The organism is Natranaerovirga pectinivora, assembly GCF_004342165.1.
Classification (GTDB): domain Bacteria; phylum Bacillota; class Clostridia; order Lachnospirales; family DSM-24629; genus Natranaerovirga; species Natranaerovirga pectinivora.
In genome coordinates this window covers 136,755-154,093 of the sequence record NZ_SMAL01000002.1, presented here as the reverse complement: position 1 = coordinate 154,093, position 17,339 = coordinate 136,755, and the positions used below count along the sequence as shown (strand labels likewise).

The window sequence follows — 17,339 nt, the reverse complement described above, 5'->3', positions numbered from 1 at the left end:
AACCTATTTTCAGGTTAATTAGATATTGGATTACTCTACGCTTAGCTTTTACTCTTCGTTTTGTCTTCCTATATGAAATTAGAATTTATTTTCTAGATGCTCTTCCATGGTTAATACGATTATTTTCTCACCTGTTTTTGTGCTTATATCTGAATGCACACTTACAATATTCATATCTATTATTTCTTTAATGATGGATTCTAAATAATCTCTTGCACTTTCAAAAAGAGTTACTCTCATTTTTTTAATTAATTCTACACCTTGATTGCTCTCTGCCAATTTATGTTCCGATTGACTTAGGAAACCCTGGAGTCTAATAATAATTAAATCTTGTATAATGAGTGTTTTTATTTGCTTGGGTCCTCTACCCATAAATTCAATTTCAAATTTACTTATTGCTTCGCTAATTTTAGCTTCAGCTTGACCCTTAGTCATTTTATCACCCTTTTTACTGTATTCACAGAATTATAACATGACTTAATATAAATTTCAATATGTTTTTATGCTTTTTGCAAGAATTTTTCTTCCATCTTGCAGATTTCTATTCAAAAAATCTATTTAGATTTTTAAATATTTGATAATCTGCATCTTCATAGACTTTTACTTCATCTACATCATAAAGCTTATTTAACTGTTTTACGATTTGCTCTAAAAAGTCATCGTTTTTTACCAATAAATAAATATGACTTTTCTTTTCATTTTCCTCTACTCTTCCGCATAGAATCCCTTCAACATTAAATGATCTTCTAGCAAAAAGTCCAGTAATATGAGACATTACACCTGGATGGTTTTTTACCAACAAACCTATTACAACATAATTATTCATCTGCTTCCCCTCCAACCATCTCTGTATTTCCTTTTCCAACTGGTACTATTGGAAGTACATTTTCATCTGATTTGATAGGGATATCTACTAGCCATGGCCCAGAACTATTAATTACTTTTTCTAATGCTTTTATTGGGTCCTCTTCTTTTGATAAGTTACAAGAGTTGATGCCAAATCCTTTTGCTATTAATGCATAATCAGGGTTTGTTGCAAACTTTGCAGCCATGTAGTTTTCTTCGAAAAACATTTGTTGTTGTTGTCTCACCAATCCTAAATGACCATTATTTAATATGAAGATCTTAACATTTAAATTCAAATCCGCTAATGTTGCTAACTCTTGAATATTAATTAAAATAGATCCATCCCCACTAAAACATATGACTTGATTATCTTGTTTTGCCAGTGCAGCACCTATAGCTGCTGGGAGTCCAAATCCCATTGTACCAAGTCCTCCAGATGTAAGAAATGTTCGTGGTTTTTTGAAAGGGAACACTTGGGCTGCCCACATTTGATGTTGACCTACATCTGTTGTAATAATTGCATCCTCATGAAGAATCTTTCCGATGTACTGAATAATATTCAAAGGATGAAGATGCTCTTTTTCTTTAGGAAGTACAAAAGGATGTCTTTTTTTAATTTCTTCAACTTGTTCAAGCCAATCTTCTCTGGTTTTTTTAGTGATTGCCTTCGTTAGCTCAGGTAATACATCTTTTAAATTGCCTATAATTGAAACATCTGCTTTTCTAATTTTATTAATTTCTGATTGATCTATGTCAATATGAATGATTTTTGCATTTGGACAAAATTTGGTTATATTACCTACAGCTCTGTCATCAAATCGTACCCCAAAAGCAAGAACCAAATCCGATTCATGCAAAACTAAGTTGGTATAGCGAGCACCATGCATCCCTAACATCCCCAAGTAAAGAGGTTCATTTGTAGGTATTACACCTAATCCCATTAAGGTAGATGCTGTTGGTATAGACCCTTTTCTAACAAATTCTAATACTTCTTTATGGGCATCTGAATGAATAATCCCACCACCCATATATAATACAGGGCGCGTAGCCTTATCAATTAAATCAGCAGCTTCTTTTATGGTATCTGAAGGAAAGTAATATTCTTCTTTTTTCTTATCTAAGTGGTTTTTGGGGAATTCCTGGAACTCAAACAATTCATTTTGAATGTTCTTAGGTATATCTACAAGAACTGGCCCTGGACGACCAGTTTCAGCTATTTCAAAGGCTAATGGTATGACTTCAAATAACTCTTCAATTGATCGGATCAAAAAATTATGTTTTGTCACTGGTATTGAGAGACCATAAGTATCTACTTCTTGAAATGCGTCTGTTCCAATCAAATTGTATGGCACTTGCCCTGTTATTGCTACTAAAGGGATCGAATCTAATTTCGCATCTGCTAATGCTGTTATTAAATTCGTTGCCCCTGGACCTGATGTGGCAAAGCATACTGCAGCTTTTCCAGTAACTCTAGATATCCCCTGGGCAATAAAAGCAGCGCCTTGTTCATGTCTTGCAAGTATATGATTAATATTACTCTTGTATAAAGCGTTATATAAAGGAAGGTTGGCTCCTCCTGGCATACCGATAATTGTGTTTACGCCACAATTCTCTAATAATTTTATGGTAATTTCTGCCCCAATCATTTTCATAAGATTCTCCACCTTTTAATATAATTTCTTATATAGATATTAGTCAAAGTCTAATCAGTAAATAAATATATCTTTTTATTATTTCTTCAACTTCTTATAATTATGTGAATTAGTGTTGGTTTATTATTATTTTAGCAATAATTGTTAATAATATTATACTACCATTTTTATCTTGAAATGACAATAATTCTTTATTAAGAAAAACTCTTAACAATCTGAAGTTTATTTGGTATAATTCATAGAATACCTATTTCAAAATTTCGGTATGGATTGACCTTTTGACTGTATCTAATATTAAAGGAAGGTGACTTAACATGGCAGGTAAAACGCTATATGAAAAAATTTGGGATAAACATTTGGTTCATTCTGAGGGTGAAGGCCAAAGCATTATCTACATCGATCTTCATTTATTACATGAAGTAACTTCTCCCCAAGCTTTCGAAGGTTTAAGATTAGCCAATCGACAAGTTCGAAGACCAGAGTTGTCTTTTGCTACAATGGACCATAATGTACCTACAAAAGATAGATATAATGTAACAGATCCTATTTCTAAGCAACAAATGGATACTTTATCACAAAACTGTAAAGACTTTGGCATTACTTTATTTGATCTAAATAGTGAAAATCAAGGTATTGTACATGTTATTGGTCCAGAATTAGGTTTAACTTTACCAGGAAAGACCATTGTATGTGGCGATAGTCATACAGCTACTCACGGTGCTTTTGGTGCATTAGCTTTTGGTATCGGTACTAGTGAAGTAGAACATGTTTTAGCAACTCAATGTCTTCCACAAAGAAAATCTAAAACAATGAATGTTGCTGTTAAAGGTTCTTTGGGATACGGTGTTACCGCTAAAGATATTATTCTTGGGATAATCAGTCAATATGGTACTGATTTTGCAACTGGATATGTTATTGAATTTACTGGTGAAACCATAAAGAATTTAACAATGGAAGAAAGAATGACTATTTGTAATATGGCTATTGAAGCTGGTGCAAGAGCTGGTTTAATAGCGCCAGATGAAACAACATTTAATTACTTAAAAGGTAGGGAACATGCCCCTAAAGGCGCATATTTTGATGCAGCTGTTAAAGATTGGAGTCAGCTTTATACAGATAAAGATGCTGTTTATGATACCACTTTAGACTTTGATTTAAATACACTTGAGCCTCAAGTAACTTGGGGCACTAGCCCAGGAATGGGATCTGGCATTAATGGTTTCGTTCCTTCTCCAGAAGATTTTCTAGATAAAGATGATCGAAATTCTTGTGAAAAAGCTTTAGAATATATGGGGCTTACTCCAAAAACACCAATGAAAGAGATTAACATCGATTATGTGTTTATTGGTTCTTGTACAAATGGAAGAATTCAAGATTTACGAGCTGCTGCTGCAGTTGCTAAAGGGAGAACTATTGCTACTAATGTAACTGCAATTGTAGTACCTGGTTCACAAAAAGTAAAACTACAAGCTGAAGCTGAAGGTCTTCATAAGATTTTTGAAGAAGCAGGTTTTGAGTGGAGAGAATCTGGATGTAGTATGTGTCTTGCAATGAATCCAGATATCCTACAACCTGGTCAAAGATGTGCTTCAACTTCGAATAGAAATTTTGAAGGGCGTCAAGGACGTGGTGGTAGAACACATCTTGTTTCTCCTGCTATGGCTGCTGCCGCTGCAATTGCTGGTCATTTTGTAGATGTAAGAAATCTTGATGATTTAGATAGTAAACAATAAGGAGGTAGGAATATATGAATGCTTTTGTTAAACATACAGGCCTTGTTGCTCCTTTAGATCGAACGAATATAGATACGGATGCAATAATTCCAAAACAGTTTTTAAAAAGAATTGAAAGAAGTGGTTTTGGACAATTCTTGTTTTATGAATTTAGATATGATGAAGCTGGTAATGTTATTAAGGATTTTATGCTTAATACAGATCGTTATAAGGATGCTTCTGTTTTACTAGCTAGAGCAAATTTTGGTTGTGGTTCTTCTAGAGAGCATGCCCCTTGGGCATTAGAGGACTATGGTTTTAGAGTGATTATTGCACCTAGTTTTGCAGATATTTTTTATAATAATTGTTTTAATAATGGGATTCTTCCTATTACCCTTTCTAGTGAGCAAATGGATGAGTTGTTTGCTAGGGCTTATGATAATGAAGGGTATGCCTTAGAGGTTGATCTTGAGGATTTGACTGTTAAGGATAATCTTGGGTTGGAATTTGGGTTTGAGGTTAATGAATTTTATAGACATAAGCTTTTGAATGGGTTGGATAATATTGGGCTTACGTTGGTTCATGAGGGTAAGATTAGTGAATATGAGAAGAAACATCAGATTATTTAACTAGGTTATTATTAAGTGCTCCTGTTGTTGTGACAGGGGTGCTTTTTTTGATTTTTTTATTATTTGGTTTTTATTTTTGTCCGTTTTGGGATTTTTGACATATATGAGTTTCAAAAACCCACAACCATCCTTGGTTGTTAGGGTTTTGCTACGCCATCCTTGGCTCCGCTATTACACTCATATATGTCAAAAATCCCTTTGCTTTAGTTTCCATTATTTTAAAACCTTTAAAACCTTTTATCCTTTAACACTTTTAACCTTTTGTATCTTTAAGTTCTATTTTAAACCTCTAAGCCTTAAAGACCTTTAGAGGTTTAACACTTCTTCTATAAACCTAATTTTGCCTCTCTCTCCCCTTCTTGAATAAAATGCTACTAATTGGTAAAATTATTTAATAAAATGATATAAGTGCTAAGGGATTAGCTTAATATTTTTCATGAAAGGATTTTGTTATGAGTGATAAGGATTTGAGGATTCGTAGTATTGTTATTAGTGAAGGTGAGAATCGGTCGCCTAATCGAGCTATGCTTCGTGCTGTTGGGTTTACGGATGAGGATTTTAAGAAGCCTATGATTGGGATTGCTAGTACTTGGAGTCAGGTGACCCCTTGTAATATGCATATTGATAAGTTGGCTGTTGCAGCAAAGGATGGGGCTCGTGATGGTGGGGGTGCGCCTCTTATTTTTAATACCATTACAGTTTCTGATGGAATTGCTATGGGGCACGAGGGTATGCGTTTTTCTCTTCCTAGTCGTGAGGTGATTGCTGATTCTATTGAGACAGTTATGGGTGCTGAACGCTTTGATGGTATCGTTGCCATTGGTGGGTGTGATAAGAATATGCCTGGGTGTATGATTGCCATTGGGCGGATGAATTTGCCTGCTGTTTTTGTTTATGGTGGAACCATTCAGCCGGGTAAACTTGATGATAAGGATATTGATATTGTTTCTGCTTTTGAGGCCGTTGGTCAATTTAATAAAGGTCAGATCGATGGGGAAAGGTTACATGATATAGAGTGTAAAGCTTGTCCTGGTCCAGGGTCTTGTGGTGGTATGTATACGGCTAATACAATGGCTGCTGCAATCGAGGCTATGGGAATGTCCATACCAGGGAATTCCTCTAATCCTGCTATTGCTAAGATTAAATTAGCAGAATGTGAAGCAGCTGGTAAGGCTGTTGTGAATCTTTTGAGAAAAGAAATTTATCCTAGAGATATTATGACTAAAAGGGCTTTTGAGAATGCCATTACCCTAACTATGGCTCTTGGTGGTTCTACAAATTCATTTTTACATTTAATCGCTATTGCTCATTCTGTGGGGGTTGATTTAACTTTAGATGATTTTGAAAGGATCAGAGGAAAAGTACCACATATAGCTGATTTGAAACCTAGTGGTAAATATGTTATGCAAGATCTTAGTAATGTGGGTGGTGTGCCTGGTGTTATGAAATTACTTCTAAAACACGGCTTACTACATGGGGACTGTATGACCATTACTGGCAAAACACTTGCCGAGAATCTTTTAGATTTTCCTCCTCTTTCAGAGGATCAAAAGATTATTACACCCCTTACCAATCCATTAAAACCAACAGGCCCTTTATATGTTCTTAAAGGGAATTTGGCCCCTGAAGGTTCTGTTTGTAAGATGTCAGGCCTTCAGATTAAAAAAATGACCGGCCCTGCAAGAGTGTTTAATTCTGAAGAAGAAGCGACGGAAGCCCTTTTACAAGATAAGATAAACGCCGGAGATGTTATAGTTATTCGTTATGTTGGTCCAAAGGGTGGCCCTGGTATGCCTGAGATGCTTTCTATTAGTGCCATTGTTATTGGAAAAGATTTAGGCGGAAAAGTTTCTCTTATTACCGACGGTCGTTTTTCTGGAGGTACTCATGGTTTTGTTGTAGGTCATATTTCTCCTGAGGCTCAAGTTGGTGGACCCATTGCTTTATTAGAAGAAGGGGATCTTATTACCATTGATAGCGAAACCCAAGAACTGTCCGTTAATGTATCTGAAGAAGAACTAGAAGCTAGAAGAAAAAAATGGACTGCACCACCTCTTCGTTATACAAGAGGTGTTCTTGGTAAATATGCAAAACAAGTAACCTCTGCATCAAGAGGTGCTGTTACAGACGACTTTTAATCAACATAGAGAAAGGCTCTTAAGGTAACCTTAAAAGCCTTTCTCTTTTTCTTACTTAGGTGGTATTTCTTTTACCCTACCAACGATTCCATTTTCTAACATAACTTTGATGCCATGGTGGTGATTTGGTGAGTTTGTAAGTATTTTCATAACCACACCTTCTGTTAGCTTACCACTACTTTGATCTTGTTTTTGTACAACCATTACTTTATCACCAATATTTATGTTACTTCTTTTTGTGCCATCCATATTTATTACCTCTTTGCTTTATCAATTAATTTATTTAAATCTTATATTTTCTTCATATATTCAACACAACTCTTAATAGAGTTCTCAACCATATCACTAACTGCTTGGTCTGTATAAAATGCTGTATGGGGTGTGAGTATAACATTAGGATAGGATTTTAACAAAGCATATTCTCTATGATTTATAACCTCACACTTTTTGTCTTTAAAGAAAATAGGCGCCTCATTTTCGATGACATCTAATGCTGCCCCTCCCACTTTCTTTCCTTCAATACCATCTATCAAATCACTGGTTTTGACTAATGTCCCTCTTGAAGTGTTAATGATGATAACACCATCTTTCATACTTGATATAGACCTTTTATTAATCATATGATGGTTATCCTCATTAGCAGGGATATGAAGAGTTATAATGTCACTTTCCTTATACAGTGTATCCAGAGATACATATTCAGCATATTTTTTAATATCTCCATTTTCATTATGGTCATAAACTAAGATTTCACAACCAAATCCACTTAAATTCCTTATGACTTGCTCACCTATTCTTCCTGCTCCAATAACACCAACCCTTAAGTTATGCAACTCCCTTCCTTTTAGTCCTTTTATGGTAAAGTCTTGAATGTTACTTCTTTCAATAATATTGTTGACTTTACGAATAGACATAAGAATTAACATAATGGTATACTCTGAGACACTGCTAGGAGAATAAGTGATATTGCCTACTTCAATGCCTAATTTCTCTGCACTTATAATGTCAATATGGTCATACCCAATGGTTCTAGTGGATATAAACTTAACACCTATTTCTTTGAATTTATTTAATAGGGCTTCGTCAACTTTCGTTGTAACGATACTAATACATTCGCATCCCTTGGCCAAGTGGGCATTGTCTAAACTTGGTGGCTCTTTACAAAGAATCAATTCAGAGCCATACTTTTTACTAAATCTATTAAAGTTTTCTTCTTCGTCAGGTCTATAGCTGTATACAACAATTTTCATAACCCTAACCTCCTAACGCCTAATCTTTTTACTTACTGTTCTAAGTCTTCCTTTTATTGGTTTGTCTTGCAGGGCATCGTAAACCAATTCACCTTTATTGTTTAATATTTCTACAAAAGTTGATCGATCTTCTATATTAATTATCCCTATATCTTCAGCCGTTACACCATCGATATTGGAAATGGTTCCAACGATATCAACGGGTCTCATTTTTGTTTTCTTACCTGCATTAATGTGAATCTTGGTAATTTCTTTGTTTAAGGCTTTACCTTTTAATTCTTTCACTTGTGGCCTTTTACTGATCTTTTCTTCAAATGCCTCCATATACTCATTCACTGTTTCACTATCAGGTATTTCTTTTTTAATAAGCTTTTTCCCCATGTAGGCCTCTATATCATTTAAGTATCTTTTTTCTCTTTCTGTTACAAAGGTAATGGCTTTTCCTTCTTTATTTATACGCCCTGTTCTTCCTATTCTATGAATATAATTCTCTTTATCTCTCGGTATATCATAGTTAATGACCAATGAAATACTATCTATATCTATGCCTCTAGCTGCTACATCTGTAGCAATTAAATATCTAAAATAGCCTTGTCTAAAGTCATTCATAACTCTTATTCGATCTTGTTGCTCCATTCCACCATGTATTTTTTCACAAGTATAATGCCCTTTTTTTAAGCCATTATGAACTTCATCTACATCTATTTTCATATTACAAAATACAATACAACTGTCTGGATTTTCTATGATGATAATGTCTTTTAACCTTTGAAGCTTTTCATCTTGATTTATTTCATATACTTCTTGAACAATTCTATCTACAGAAGGATTCACATCTTCTACTTCTGTATAAATTGGGTTATTTAAGTAATTATTACATAAGACCTCAATTTCCTTTGGCATTGTGGCTGATAGTAACATTGTAACACGTTCTTTTGATAGATGATTAATAATGGTCTCTAACTGCTCAACAAAACCCATTTCAAGCATTTTATCTGCTTCATCTATTACAAGATATTTTATCTGAGATAAATCAATGGTGCCTCTTTCTATGTGGTCAATAATACGTCCTGGCGTGCCTACTACAACATGTGTTTTTTGCTTTAAGGCTTTTTCTTGTATATGAAAAGGTGATTTTCCATAAATGGCATTGACCTTAATTCTCTTAAATCTACCAATGTTAAATACATCTTCTTTGATCTGTTCTGCCAACTCTCTTGTTGGGGCAATCACTAACCCTTGTGGTTTGTTTTCTTCCCAGTCTATTAATTCACATATAGGAATGGCAAATGCTGCTGTCTTGCCACTTCCTGTATGGGATTTGACTACAATATCCTTTTTCTCTAATATTGTTGGTATTACTTCTTCTTGAACTTTAGTAGGGTCTTTAAAATTTAATATATCAATGGATTTTAATATTTCATCACTTAAATTATACTCTTGAAAACTGTTTTTTTTCATCTTTTCCACACTTTCTCTATATGTTTTTTCCTGTTTTTAATTGAACTATTTTTATGGCTTATTATTCTACTAATTTATAGTTATTATAACATTAAAATCCATGTCCGTCAGTTTTTCTATTAATAGGGCATACCCCTTTTACAATGGTGAACTAAGTCAAATTAAAATTGGATATATTTTTTAATAAAATACCATAAAAAGTTCTTGATTTTTATAAGTATATGAGTTACAATTATCGACATATATTAGCAAAACTTAATAAAAATTTACTCGTATAATTTTAGAGATATGGTCTAAGCGTTTCTACCGAATCACCGTAAAAGATTCGACTACGGGTGTTAATATAGTTTTTTGGGTACCAAAATAATGATTTATGACATTATTTAATTTACCTAAAAACACTACTCATTAACTCCCAATATGGGAGTTTTTTTATTTTAAGTTATTGAGAGGAGATCCAATGAAATTATTAGAAGAACGCATAATAAAAGATGGCAGAGTTGAAGGTACAGATATATTAAAGGTGGACAGTTTTTTAAATCATCAAATAGATGTTGAACTCTTTAATGAAATTGGTAAAGAATTTAAAAGGTTGTACGCAGATAAGGGTATTACAAAAATTCTTACAATAGAAGCTTCAGGTATAGGCATTGCTTGTATAGCAGCTCAGTATTTTAATGTGCCAGTTGTATTTGCAAAAAAAACAGAATCTCGTAATTTAGATCAAGAAACATACGAAAGTGAAGTATACTCTTTTACAAAACAAAAAAGTTACATAATAAGAGTCTCTAAAAGATACATTCAAGAAAATGATAAAATACTTGTAATAGATGATTTTTTAGCCAATGGTAAAGCAGCTTTAGGATTAAAAGACATCATTGACCAAGCAGGTGCAACCCTTGAAGGCATTGGCATTGTTATTGAAAAAACATTTCAAAAAGGTGGTCAATTGTTACGTCAAGATGGCATAAGAGTTGATTCTCTTGCAAGAGTTAAAGCAATGGAAAATGGACAAGTAATCTTTGAAAACTAAAAATTAATATAAAAAGGAGATACAAAAAATGGAAAAAGTAAATTATCCATGGTTTAAAAAAGAAGATATTGATGGTTTTTTTGCATTATTTCAAAACAATCTAGCTAACTTTGTATTAATTGCCGTTCTTATGCTTTCAATGGGATTCCCAACCAGTATCGTATTTGGTAAAGTTATTCCTGGTGCAGCAGTAGCCGTATTATTTGGTAATCTGTATTATGCCCGTATGGCTAGAAAATTAGCAGAAAAAGAAAATCGTACAGATGTTACTGCTCTTTCTTATGGTATTAGTACACCAGTTATGTTCATTTATTTATTTGGTGTTTTAGGACCTGCCTTAGTACATACAGGAGATCCTGAATTGGCTTGGAAAATTGGTCTGGCTGCTTGTTTTTTAGGTGGTTTAATTGAAAGTTTAGGTAGTGTGGCTGGTAACTTTATGCGTAAAATCTTACCAAGAGCTGCTATGCTTGGTTCATTAGCAGGGGTTGCCTTTGCTTTCATTGGTGCTGAATTATTCTTTAAAACTTACGAAATGCCTATGCCAGGTATGGTTGTTCTAGGTATTATTCTTATTGGACTAGTTGGTAAGAAAAAAATGCCATTTAAAATTCCAGCATCATTATTTGCAATTATTATTGGTACAGCATTGGCTTATATTTTAGGTGATGCTGAGGTAAGTTCCATTTCTGATGGGTTGTCTAATTTAGGTTTTTACCCAGTATTACCTACTTTTGGTGTATTCCAAGGTATGTCATTATTATTTAGAGATATGCTTCATTTATTAGCAATTTTATTACCTATCTCTATTTATAACTTTATTGAAACTATGAATAATGTTGAATCTATGGCAGCAGCTGGAGACGATTACAATGTTGGTGAAGCTCAATTAGCTGATGGTGTAGGAACTATGATTGGTTCAGTGTTTGGAGGGGTTTTCCCTACAACTGTTTACATTGCTTCAACAGGTGCAAAATGGATGAATGCAGGTAGAGGTTATTCCATTATAAATGGTATTGTATTCTTGTTGGCTTCTGTATTTGGTGTTATAGCAGCAATATCAGCTATTATTCCAGTACCAGTTATTGCGCCAATTCTAGTTTTTGTTGGTATTTCAATGGTTTCTCAAACGTTTAGATCTGTAGAACAGAAACATTATCCAGCAGTTGTTATTGCTATGTTCCCATATTTTAGTAATTACTTAATGACAAGATTCCGTGCCCCATCTGAAGTTCTTTCATCTGGAATAATTCCTTTAGGTCACGGTGCTATGTTTACAGGATTGGTATGGGGTACTATGTTGGTATTTATTATTGACAATCAGTATAAAAAAGCAACTATTGCTGCTCTTGTAGGTGCTGGTTTATCTGCAATAGGACTTATGCATGCACCTGAAATTGCTTGGATGTTTGATTATAAATTTGTTGTTGGTTATGCTTTAATGGCTCTTCTATTCGTATATTTCGGTTATACTAATGAAAAGACGTCTACACAAGATTTAAGCAACCCTACAAAAGCTTCTGCATAAAATAAAATTTAAATAAATTAAGGCTATAGTATTCTCTTCACAATACTATAGCCTTTTACCGTTTATAACCTTTTCATAGCGACAATATCATGGAAATATTCTTTTGAATAAACCATTGATATAAGAACCGTGTTATCATTGGCCTTGTTATTATTAACTTTTATAACGCTTCCTTTACATATCGACTGACCTTCTCTATCCACTGCTATTACCTCTTCATTAACTTTTGGCAATGGTAAAAACTCATATGGAAATATTATAAGAGCCTCCTTTTCAGAATAAGTATAATCTTTGATATAAATAGCCAACCCTGGACAGCTAGAGATACAAAAACTACATCCTGAACACTTTGTTGTATTAAGCCTTGGCAAATTTGTTATTGGCTTACCTATTTTTATAGCACCTTTTATGCAGGTTTCTTCACAAGGATTACATGGAATTTCTTCAATACACTCTATCACTGCAATTGGCCCCTTCATAAATGCTTCATCAGAAGGGTAAGTGCCTAATCTTTTAAGCTCTTCTAATGTAGGAAATCCTTTCGTTTTAAGGTTAGAATCATCAATCATTTATACACCCCTCATTATACTTTAGAAACATTAATTCTTTTCCATTTTTTCTTTTTATATCCATAGGACCACTTCTTAGGTCATTAAGTCTTTCCCATATTTTATTTCTTTCTACTTTCTCTTTTTCTTTTGATAGATACCCTAATGAATGGGCGGCGTGTACCCCTGCAAGTTTCCCCTCTTCCATTGCAGTACTTGCTTCTTCTATGCCACTTATATCTCCTGCTATGTAAATGCCCTTAACAGTTGTTTCCAGTCGATCATTATGCGTTGGCACTTGTCCCCCTAACTCTGGAATATAAGTAAATTGGCACCCACTCATCCAAGCCAACTCTGTTAAAGGATTAAAACCCGTTGCCATACATATTAAATCAACTTCTAGAATAACTTCTGTCCCTTCAACGGGTTGCCATTGACTGTCTATTTGTACAATTTCTGCCCCTTCTACACAGTCCTCTCCTATGGCCCTTTTAATGGTATAGGGTCTGTAAAAAGGTACGCCAGCCCTAGTCACCTTAGCTGTATGGACCCCATATCCCCCTAATGTAGAAGAGGCCTCTAGAATACCAACAACTTCTGCGCCCCCTTGAATCATTTGATAGGATATAATAACGCCTACATTTCCTGATCCAATCATTAAGACTTTTTTCCCTGGTAGGATTCTATGAACATTCATCATTGTTTGAGCTGCCCCTGCCCCCATAACCCCTGGCAAATCCCACCCTGGAAAATAAATGGATTTTTCAATTGCTCCTGTTGCTAGTATAATTTTTTCGGCTTTAATTTCTACAACCCCTTGATCTTTTGGAACAACTAAAAGTTCTTTTTCTTTGTTAATACCAATGACTTCTGAATTAAGCCATAGCTCAATATTTTCACTTTTATTAATCTCTTCTAATAAGTCTCTACCAATGCTAAACCCTCTCATACCCGCTTTATGTTCTCTAGAACCAAAAAACTTATGAATTTGCTTAAAAAGTTGACCACCTACAAGGTGATTTTCATCTATGATTAATACTTCTGCCCCATACTTTGCAGCTTCTATTCCAGCTGACAATCCTGCTGGACCACCACCAACAATTACAATTTCTTTATGGATCATAAACCTTCACTTCTTTCCCATTGTCCTAACCCTTCTTGGGTTTCAATAATCATACCGTCTTCTACTGGTGTGATGCAAGTTCTTATATTTGGAACCCCATTTACTGTCATAATACAATCTGTACATTTTCCAATAGCACAAAAGAGTCCTCTTGGCTTATGAAATTTCTTTGTATATCTAAAAACTCTTTTACCATTAGCATACATAGCCGAAGCAATCATATCACCTTCATAAGCCTTACAAACTTCACCATCAATCATTAAAGTTACTTCTTTATTTATATCTAACTCGCCTAATATAGGATGAGAATCAATTCGAGACAATAAAATCAACCTTTCTAAATTAGTTTTGTTCATTTTTTAATCCTAATTGACCTATTTTAATAGGTCTTACAGGTTGTCTATACCCAGAAGGCACAATATTTTGAGGTTCTATGCCAGTTTTTTCTTTAATTAATCTCTCAACTAACCCTCTACAAGTTCTCCCTTGACATAATCCCATGCCCGCCCTTGTAAAACGCTTTATTTCATTTGCTGTCTGTGCCCCATCTTCAATAACTTTTTCAATTTCTTCCTTAGTTATTTCTTCACATCTACAGATTATTTCATTGCACATATTCCATCACACCTTTGTATGCTATAATTACTAAATACTTTTAAGTTAAAAGGTATGGCTATTAACCCATACCTTTTATTTGTTTTCTACTTCCTAACCTTCAACGCTCAAGTTTTCCATGATTTCTTCTTCTTGAACTTGTGGTGGTGGTATTTTTGTAAATAATGATATCACTACAATAAGCAGTGCTGAAACAGCAAGGGCTATTAAAACTCTATTTGGCCCTAAGGCTGGAATCTGTGTTAAAACAGCACCTGTAACAATACCAACTCTAGCAGCCCATGGGGTAACTTTACTGTTTTTTGTACCCATTTCAAAAGCTTCAGATTTTCTTTCTTTCCATAATAAACCTACAACAAGTAATGGTACTAAACCTCCACCTGCCATGGCATAAGCCCTTGAAAATAAGCTTAAAATTGACTGGGCATAAATAGCAGACACACAAGCAAATATACCAATTACAATTGTTAATGCTTTTGAACATTTAACCAATTGAGCATCTGTCATGTCTTTCCTGAAAGGTTTTACAAGATCATTGGTTACTAACACTGAAGCCGAGTTAAGGTTAGAATCTGCAGAAGACATACCAGCTGCTAAAACTAAGGCAAAGATCATAGCTGCCATTCCTGTAGGTACATAATTTAACATAAACCAAGGCATTGCATCATCTGGTTTTAAACCACTATTAAGGGTTAAAATGACCATTCCAACTAATGCTGTTAAAATAACAAAAATAATGGCTACAATACCACTCCATAATAGCCCATTTCTTGCTGTTTTCTTATCTTTTGCAGCAAAACATCTTTGCCAATAAATTTGTGCAACTAAAATACCAATACATCCTGTAACAAATTTTGTAAGTAGTTCTACACCATTGGTACCGCTAAATGTCCATAACTCAGCTCTTCCTACCTCTGTTAATCTTGCGCCTAGTTCTACAAAACTCCAATTAACTGGTGAGAAAGCATAAATATAAAAAGCAGTTCCAAAAATAAGTACTAATATCCCTTGGAACAAGTCAGTCCATACAACGGAATAAACCCCACCTAAGGTTGTATAGACAATAAAGGCAACTGTAAATAATATAATAATTGGTATGGGTTCAACACCTGTAACAATATTAAAGATATGGCCAAAAGCTCTCCCTTGACCACCTACCCAAGCAATCATAATCATAGAAGCTAAAATTCCACCTAAAGCTCTACTGATTTTATCTCTTGCAATAATGTCATCAATCATTTCTGGGAATGTACTATAAGTAAATTTACCTGCTAAACCTGCAAAAAATAGTGCAAAAATAATCTTTGAACCTTGCTCCCCTAAGATAAATGCTAACCATGGCAAACCAACTTCATAGCCTTTTCCAGCGTGACCAATAAAATTTCCTACACCCATTATAGTTGCAAATTGAGTAAATAAAATAAGATGAATTGGAAATGATTTGCCACCTATTGCATAATTTAAAAAACTAGATTGAGCTTGTTTTTTTACCTTTAGCGAGATGACTAGAAACACAGAACACATTGCAATAGTAATAATCCACAGCCATGCGCCTAAACTCATATAATACCCCCTTAAACTCTAATATTTAAACCTTTTCAGGTTCAATTCCTCAATATTGTACCTTACTCTTTTACCATTAATTAAATCTGCAACAACTTTACCTGTAATTGGCGCCAATGCAATACCATCCCCCTCATGGCCTGCTGCAATATAAAAACCTTTTTTGCCTTCAACCTCACCAACAATTGGTTTTCCATCTTCTGAAGCAGGTCGTAATCCAGCAAAGGTTCTGATCACATTTACTTTTGAGAAAATAGGAAATAGTGCCATAGCTTCCTTAAGAATCAACTGAATGCCTTCATATGTTGTTTTTTTGTTAAACCCTACATATTCTCGGGTACTACCAATAATATAGTTCCCTGTTGATGCTTGACTGAGGGCAAATCCAATCCCTAATCTTTTATAGACCTCATTTTGATTCCTATCTAGTTCTGGTGCTATTTTTGTAACAATATACTGAGCACTCCACGCATTGGTTTCCCCTAAACTAGGTATGGCTTCACTGATTGCAATTTGCCCTCGCTTAGGAACAATTGGAATATCAATTCCTATCATTTTGCCTATCTCTGACGCCCAAGCCCCTGTTGCATTGACTACAAATTCTGATTCTACTGTTTTTTTATCTTCTAATAGGACTTTCCAGCCGTCTTTTTTTTCTTTAATCTCTATAATGTTATTCTTTATAATCTCCAAACCCATTTTTTTACTCTTACTTATAAACCCTCTCATAACCCTTAAAGGATTCACTTGAGAATCTTCCTTACAATATGTAGAAGCAAGAATATCTTTTCTAATATGGGGCTGCTTTTTTATAACATCTCTTCTATCTAATATATCTACTTTTAATCCAAATTTTTTTTGTTTTTTCACAAAATCTTCCATTACCTTTAGGTGATCTTCTTTTTCAATAAGGACCATGCCACCTTTATTTTCCAGCTCTAAATCTATTCCTAGTTCATCTGATAAGGATTTATACAATTCAATGCTATCTATCGTTAATTCTAAATTAATACCTGGTTTTTTAGATTGAAAAAAAATTGCATCATCACAGGCACAAGAAGCCCCTGAACCAAATTCATTTTTCTCAATAAGTGCAACTTTTTTTCCTGATTTCAATAAATAATAGGAGGTAGCTAATCCTATAATACCGCCACCAATAACAATTACATCAAATTTGTTCAACTTAATACCTCCTCAGGAACTTTGAGAATCAAATTTTTCCTTCTATAAAATATATGAGT

General features: G+C 34.2%; 17 protein-coding genes and 1 riboswitch. Of the genes, 5 read left to right on the top strand and 12 right to left on the bottom strand.

Annotated features, from left to right (window positions below):
- Positions 1-78 precede the first annotated feature (78 nt).
- The 3 genes from EDC18_RS03250 to ilvB all read right to left on the bottom strand — a co-directional run bounded on the left by EDC18_RS03250 (position 79) and on the right by ilvB (position 2,498).
- A complete protein-coding gene (locus tag EDC18_RS03250; RefSeq protein WP_132250252.1) occupies positions 79-435 on the bottom strand; it encodes a Na-translocating system protein MpsC family protein in 357 nt (118 codons plus the stop codon).
- A gap of 106 nt (positions 436-541) precedes the next feature.
- Positions 542-826 carry an acetolactate synthase small subunit gene (gene ilvN / locus EDC18_RS03245; protein WP_132250250.1) on the bottom strand — a complete coding sequence of 95 codons (285 nt, stop codon included), beginning with the start codon at positions 824-826 and terminating at the stop codon, positions 542-544.
- Positions 819-2,498, bottom strand: a complete 1,680-nt coding sequence (gene ilvB / locus EDC18_RS03240; RefSeq protein WP_132250248.1) for a biosynthetic-type acetolactate synthase large subunit — start codon at positions 2,496-2,498, stop codon at positions 819-821. Before ilvB ends, ilvN begins: the two co-directional genes overlap by 8 nt.
- A gap of 314 nt (positions 2,499-2,812) precedes the next feature.
- Between ilvB and leuC the strand changes: the two genes are divergently transcribed.
- From leuC to ilvD, 3 genes are all read left to right on the top strand, one after another.
- Positions 2,813-4,231 carry a 3-isopropylmalate dehydratase large subunit gene (leuC, locus tag EDC18_RS03235; RefSeq protein ID WP_132250246.1) on the top strand — a complete coding sequence of 473 codons (1,419 nt, stop codon included), beginning with the start codon at positions 2,813-2,815 and terminating at the stop codon, positions 4,229-4,231.
- Positions 4,232-4,245: 14 nt separating this feature from the next.
- Entirely contained in the window at positions 4,246-4,839 is a 594-nt protein-coding gene (gene leuD, locus EDC18_RS03230) for a 3-isopropylmalate dehydratase small subunit (RefSeq protein ID WP_132250244.1), read from the top strand.
- 452 nt (positions 4,840-5,291) lie between these two features.
- The gene (gene ilvD, locus EDC18_RS03225; RefSeq protein ID WP_132250242.1) at positions 5,292-6,977 is read left to right on the top strand and encodes a dihydroxy-acid dehydratase; all 1,686 of its coding nucleotides are present in this window, start codon (positions 5,292-5,294) and stop codon (positions 6,975-6,977) included.
- A gap of 51 nt (positions 6,978-7,028) precedes the next feature.
- On the opposite strand, the gene EDC18_RS03220 is transcribed toward ilvD, so the two are convergent.
- The 3 genes from EDC18_RS03220 to EDC18_RS03210 are packed head-to-tail and all read right to left on the bottom strand — an operon-like array spanning position 7,029 to position 9,688.
- A complete protein-coding gene (locus tag EDC18_RS03220; protein WP_132250240.1) occupies positions 7,029-7,226 on the bottom strand; it encodes a YwbE family protein in 198 nt (65 codons plus the stop codon).
- Positions 7,227-7,267: 41 nt separating this feature from the next.
- Complete coding sequence (locus EDC18_RS03215) at positions 7,268-8,227, bottom strand: D-isomer specific 2-hydroxyacid dehydrogenase family protein (RefSeq protein ID WP_132250238.1); 960 nt, start codon at positions 8,225-8,227, stop codon at positions 7,268-7,270.
- Between the two features lie 12 nt (positions 8,228-8,239).
- On the bottom strand, positions 8,240-9,688 hold the full coding sequence (locus EDC18_RS03210; RefSeq protein ID WP_132250236.1) for a DEAD/DEAH box helicase: 1,449 nt from the start codon (positions 9,686-9,688) through the stop codon (positions 8,240-8,242).
- Positions 9,689-9,938: 250 nt separating this feature from the next.
- A riboswitch (purine riboswitch) is annotated at positions 9,939-10,040 on the top strand.
- Between the two features lie 108 nt (positions 10,041-10,148).
- Here EDC18_RS03210 and EDC18_RS03205 point away from each other — a divergent pair.
- Both EDC18_RS03205 and EDC18_RS03200 read left to right on the top strand, forming a co-directional pair.
- Positions 10,149-10,721 (top strand): xanthine phosphoribosyltransferase, encoded by a 573-nt coding sequence (locus EDC18_RS03205; RefSeq protein ID WP_132250234.1) that lies wholly within the window; start codon positions 10,149-10,151, stop codon positions 10,719-10,721.
- A gap of 28 nt (positions 10,722-10,749) precedes the next feature.
- Entirely contained in the window at positions 10,750-12,249 is a 1,500-nt protein-coding gene (locus EDC18_RS03200; RefSeq protein WP_132250232.1) for an NCS2 family permease, read from the top strand.
- A 62-nt stretch (positions 12,250-12,311) separates the two neighbouring features.
- On the opposite strand, the gene EDC18_RS03195 is transcribed toward EDC18_RS03200, so the two are convergent.
- The 6 genes from EDC18_RS03195 to EDC18_RS03170 form a co-directional block, all read right to left on the bottom strand.
- Positions 12,312-12,818: a 4Fe-4S ferredoxin gene (locus EDC18_RS03195; protein ID WP_132250230.1), complete on the bottom strand. Its 507-nt coding sequence runs from the start codon at positions 12,816-12,818 to the stop codon at positions 12,312-12,314.
- A complete protein-coding gene (locus EDC18_RS03190; RefSeq protein WP_132250228.1) occupies positions 12,811-13,920 on the bottom strand; it encodes an NAD(P)/FAD-dependent oxidoreductase in 1,110 nt (369 codons plus the stop codon). Before EDC18_RS03190 ends, EDC18_RS03195 begins: the two co-directional genes overlap by 8 nt.
- A complete protein-coding gene (locus tag EDC18_RS03185) occupies positions 13,917-14,276 on the bottom strand; it encodes a (2Fe-2S)-binding protein (RefSeq protein ID WP_132250226.1) in 360 nt (119 codons plus the stop codon). Before EDC18_RS03185 ends, EDC18_RS03190 begins: the two co-directional genes overlap by 4 nt.
- On the bottom strand, positions 14,263-14,535 hold the full coding sequence (locus EDC18_RS03180) for a (2Fe-2S)-binding protein (protein ID WP_132250224.1): 273 nt from the start codon (positions 14,533-14,535) through the stop codon (positions 14,263-14,265). The genes EDC18_RS03185 and EDC18_RS03180 overlap by 14 nt, the downstream gene beginning before the upstream one ends.
- A 93-nt stretch (positions 14,536-14,628) precedes the next feature.
- Positions 14,629-16,098, bottom strand: coding sequence for a sodium:solute symporter family protein (locus tag EDC18_RS03175; RefSeq protein ID WP_132250222.1), 1,470 nt, complete (start codon positions 16,096-16,098; stop codon positions 14,629-14,631).
- A gap of 18 nt (positions 16,099-16,116) precedes the next feature.
- Entirely contained in the window at positions 16,117-17,280 is a 1,164-nt protein-coding gene (locus EDC18_RS03170) for an NAD(P)/FAD-dependent oxidoreductase (protein ID WP_165878458.1), read from the bottom strand.
- Between the last annotated feature and the right edge of the window lie 59 nt (positions 17,281-17,339).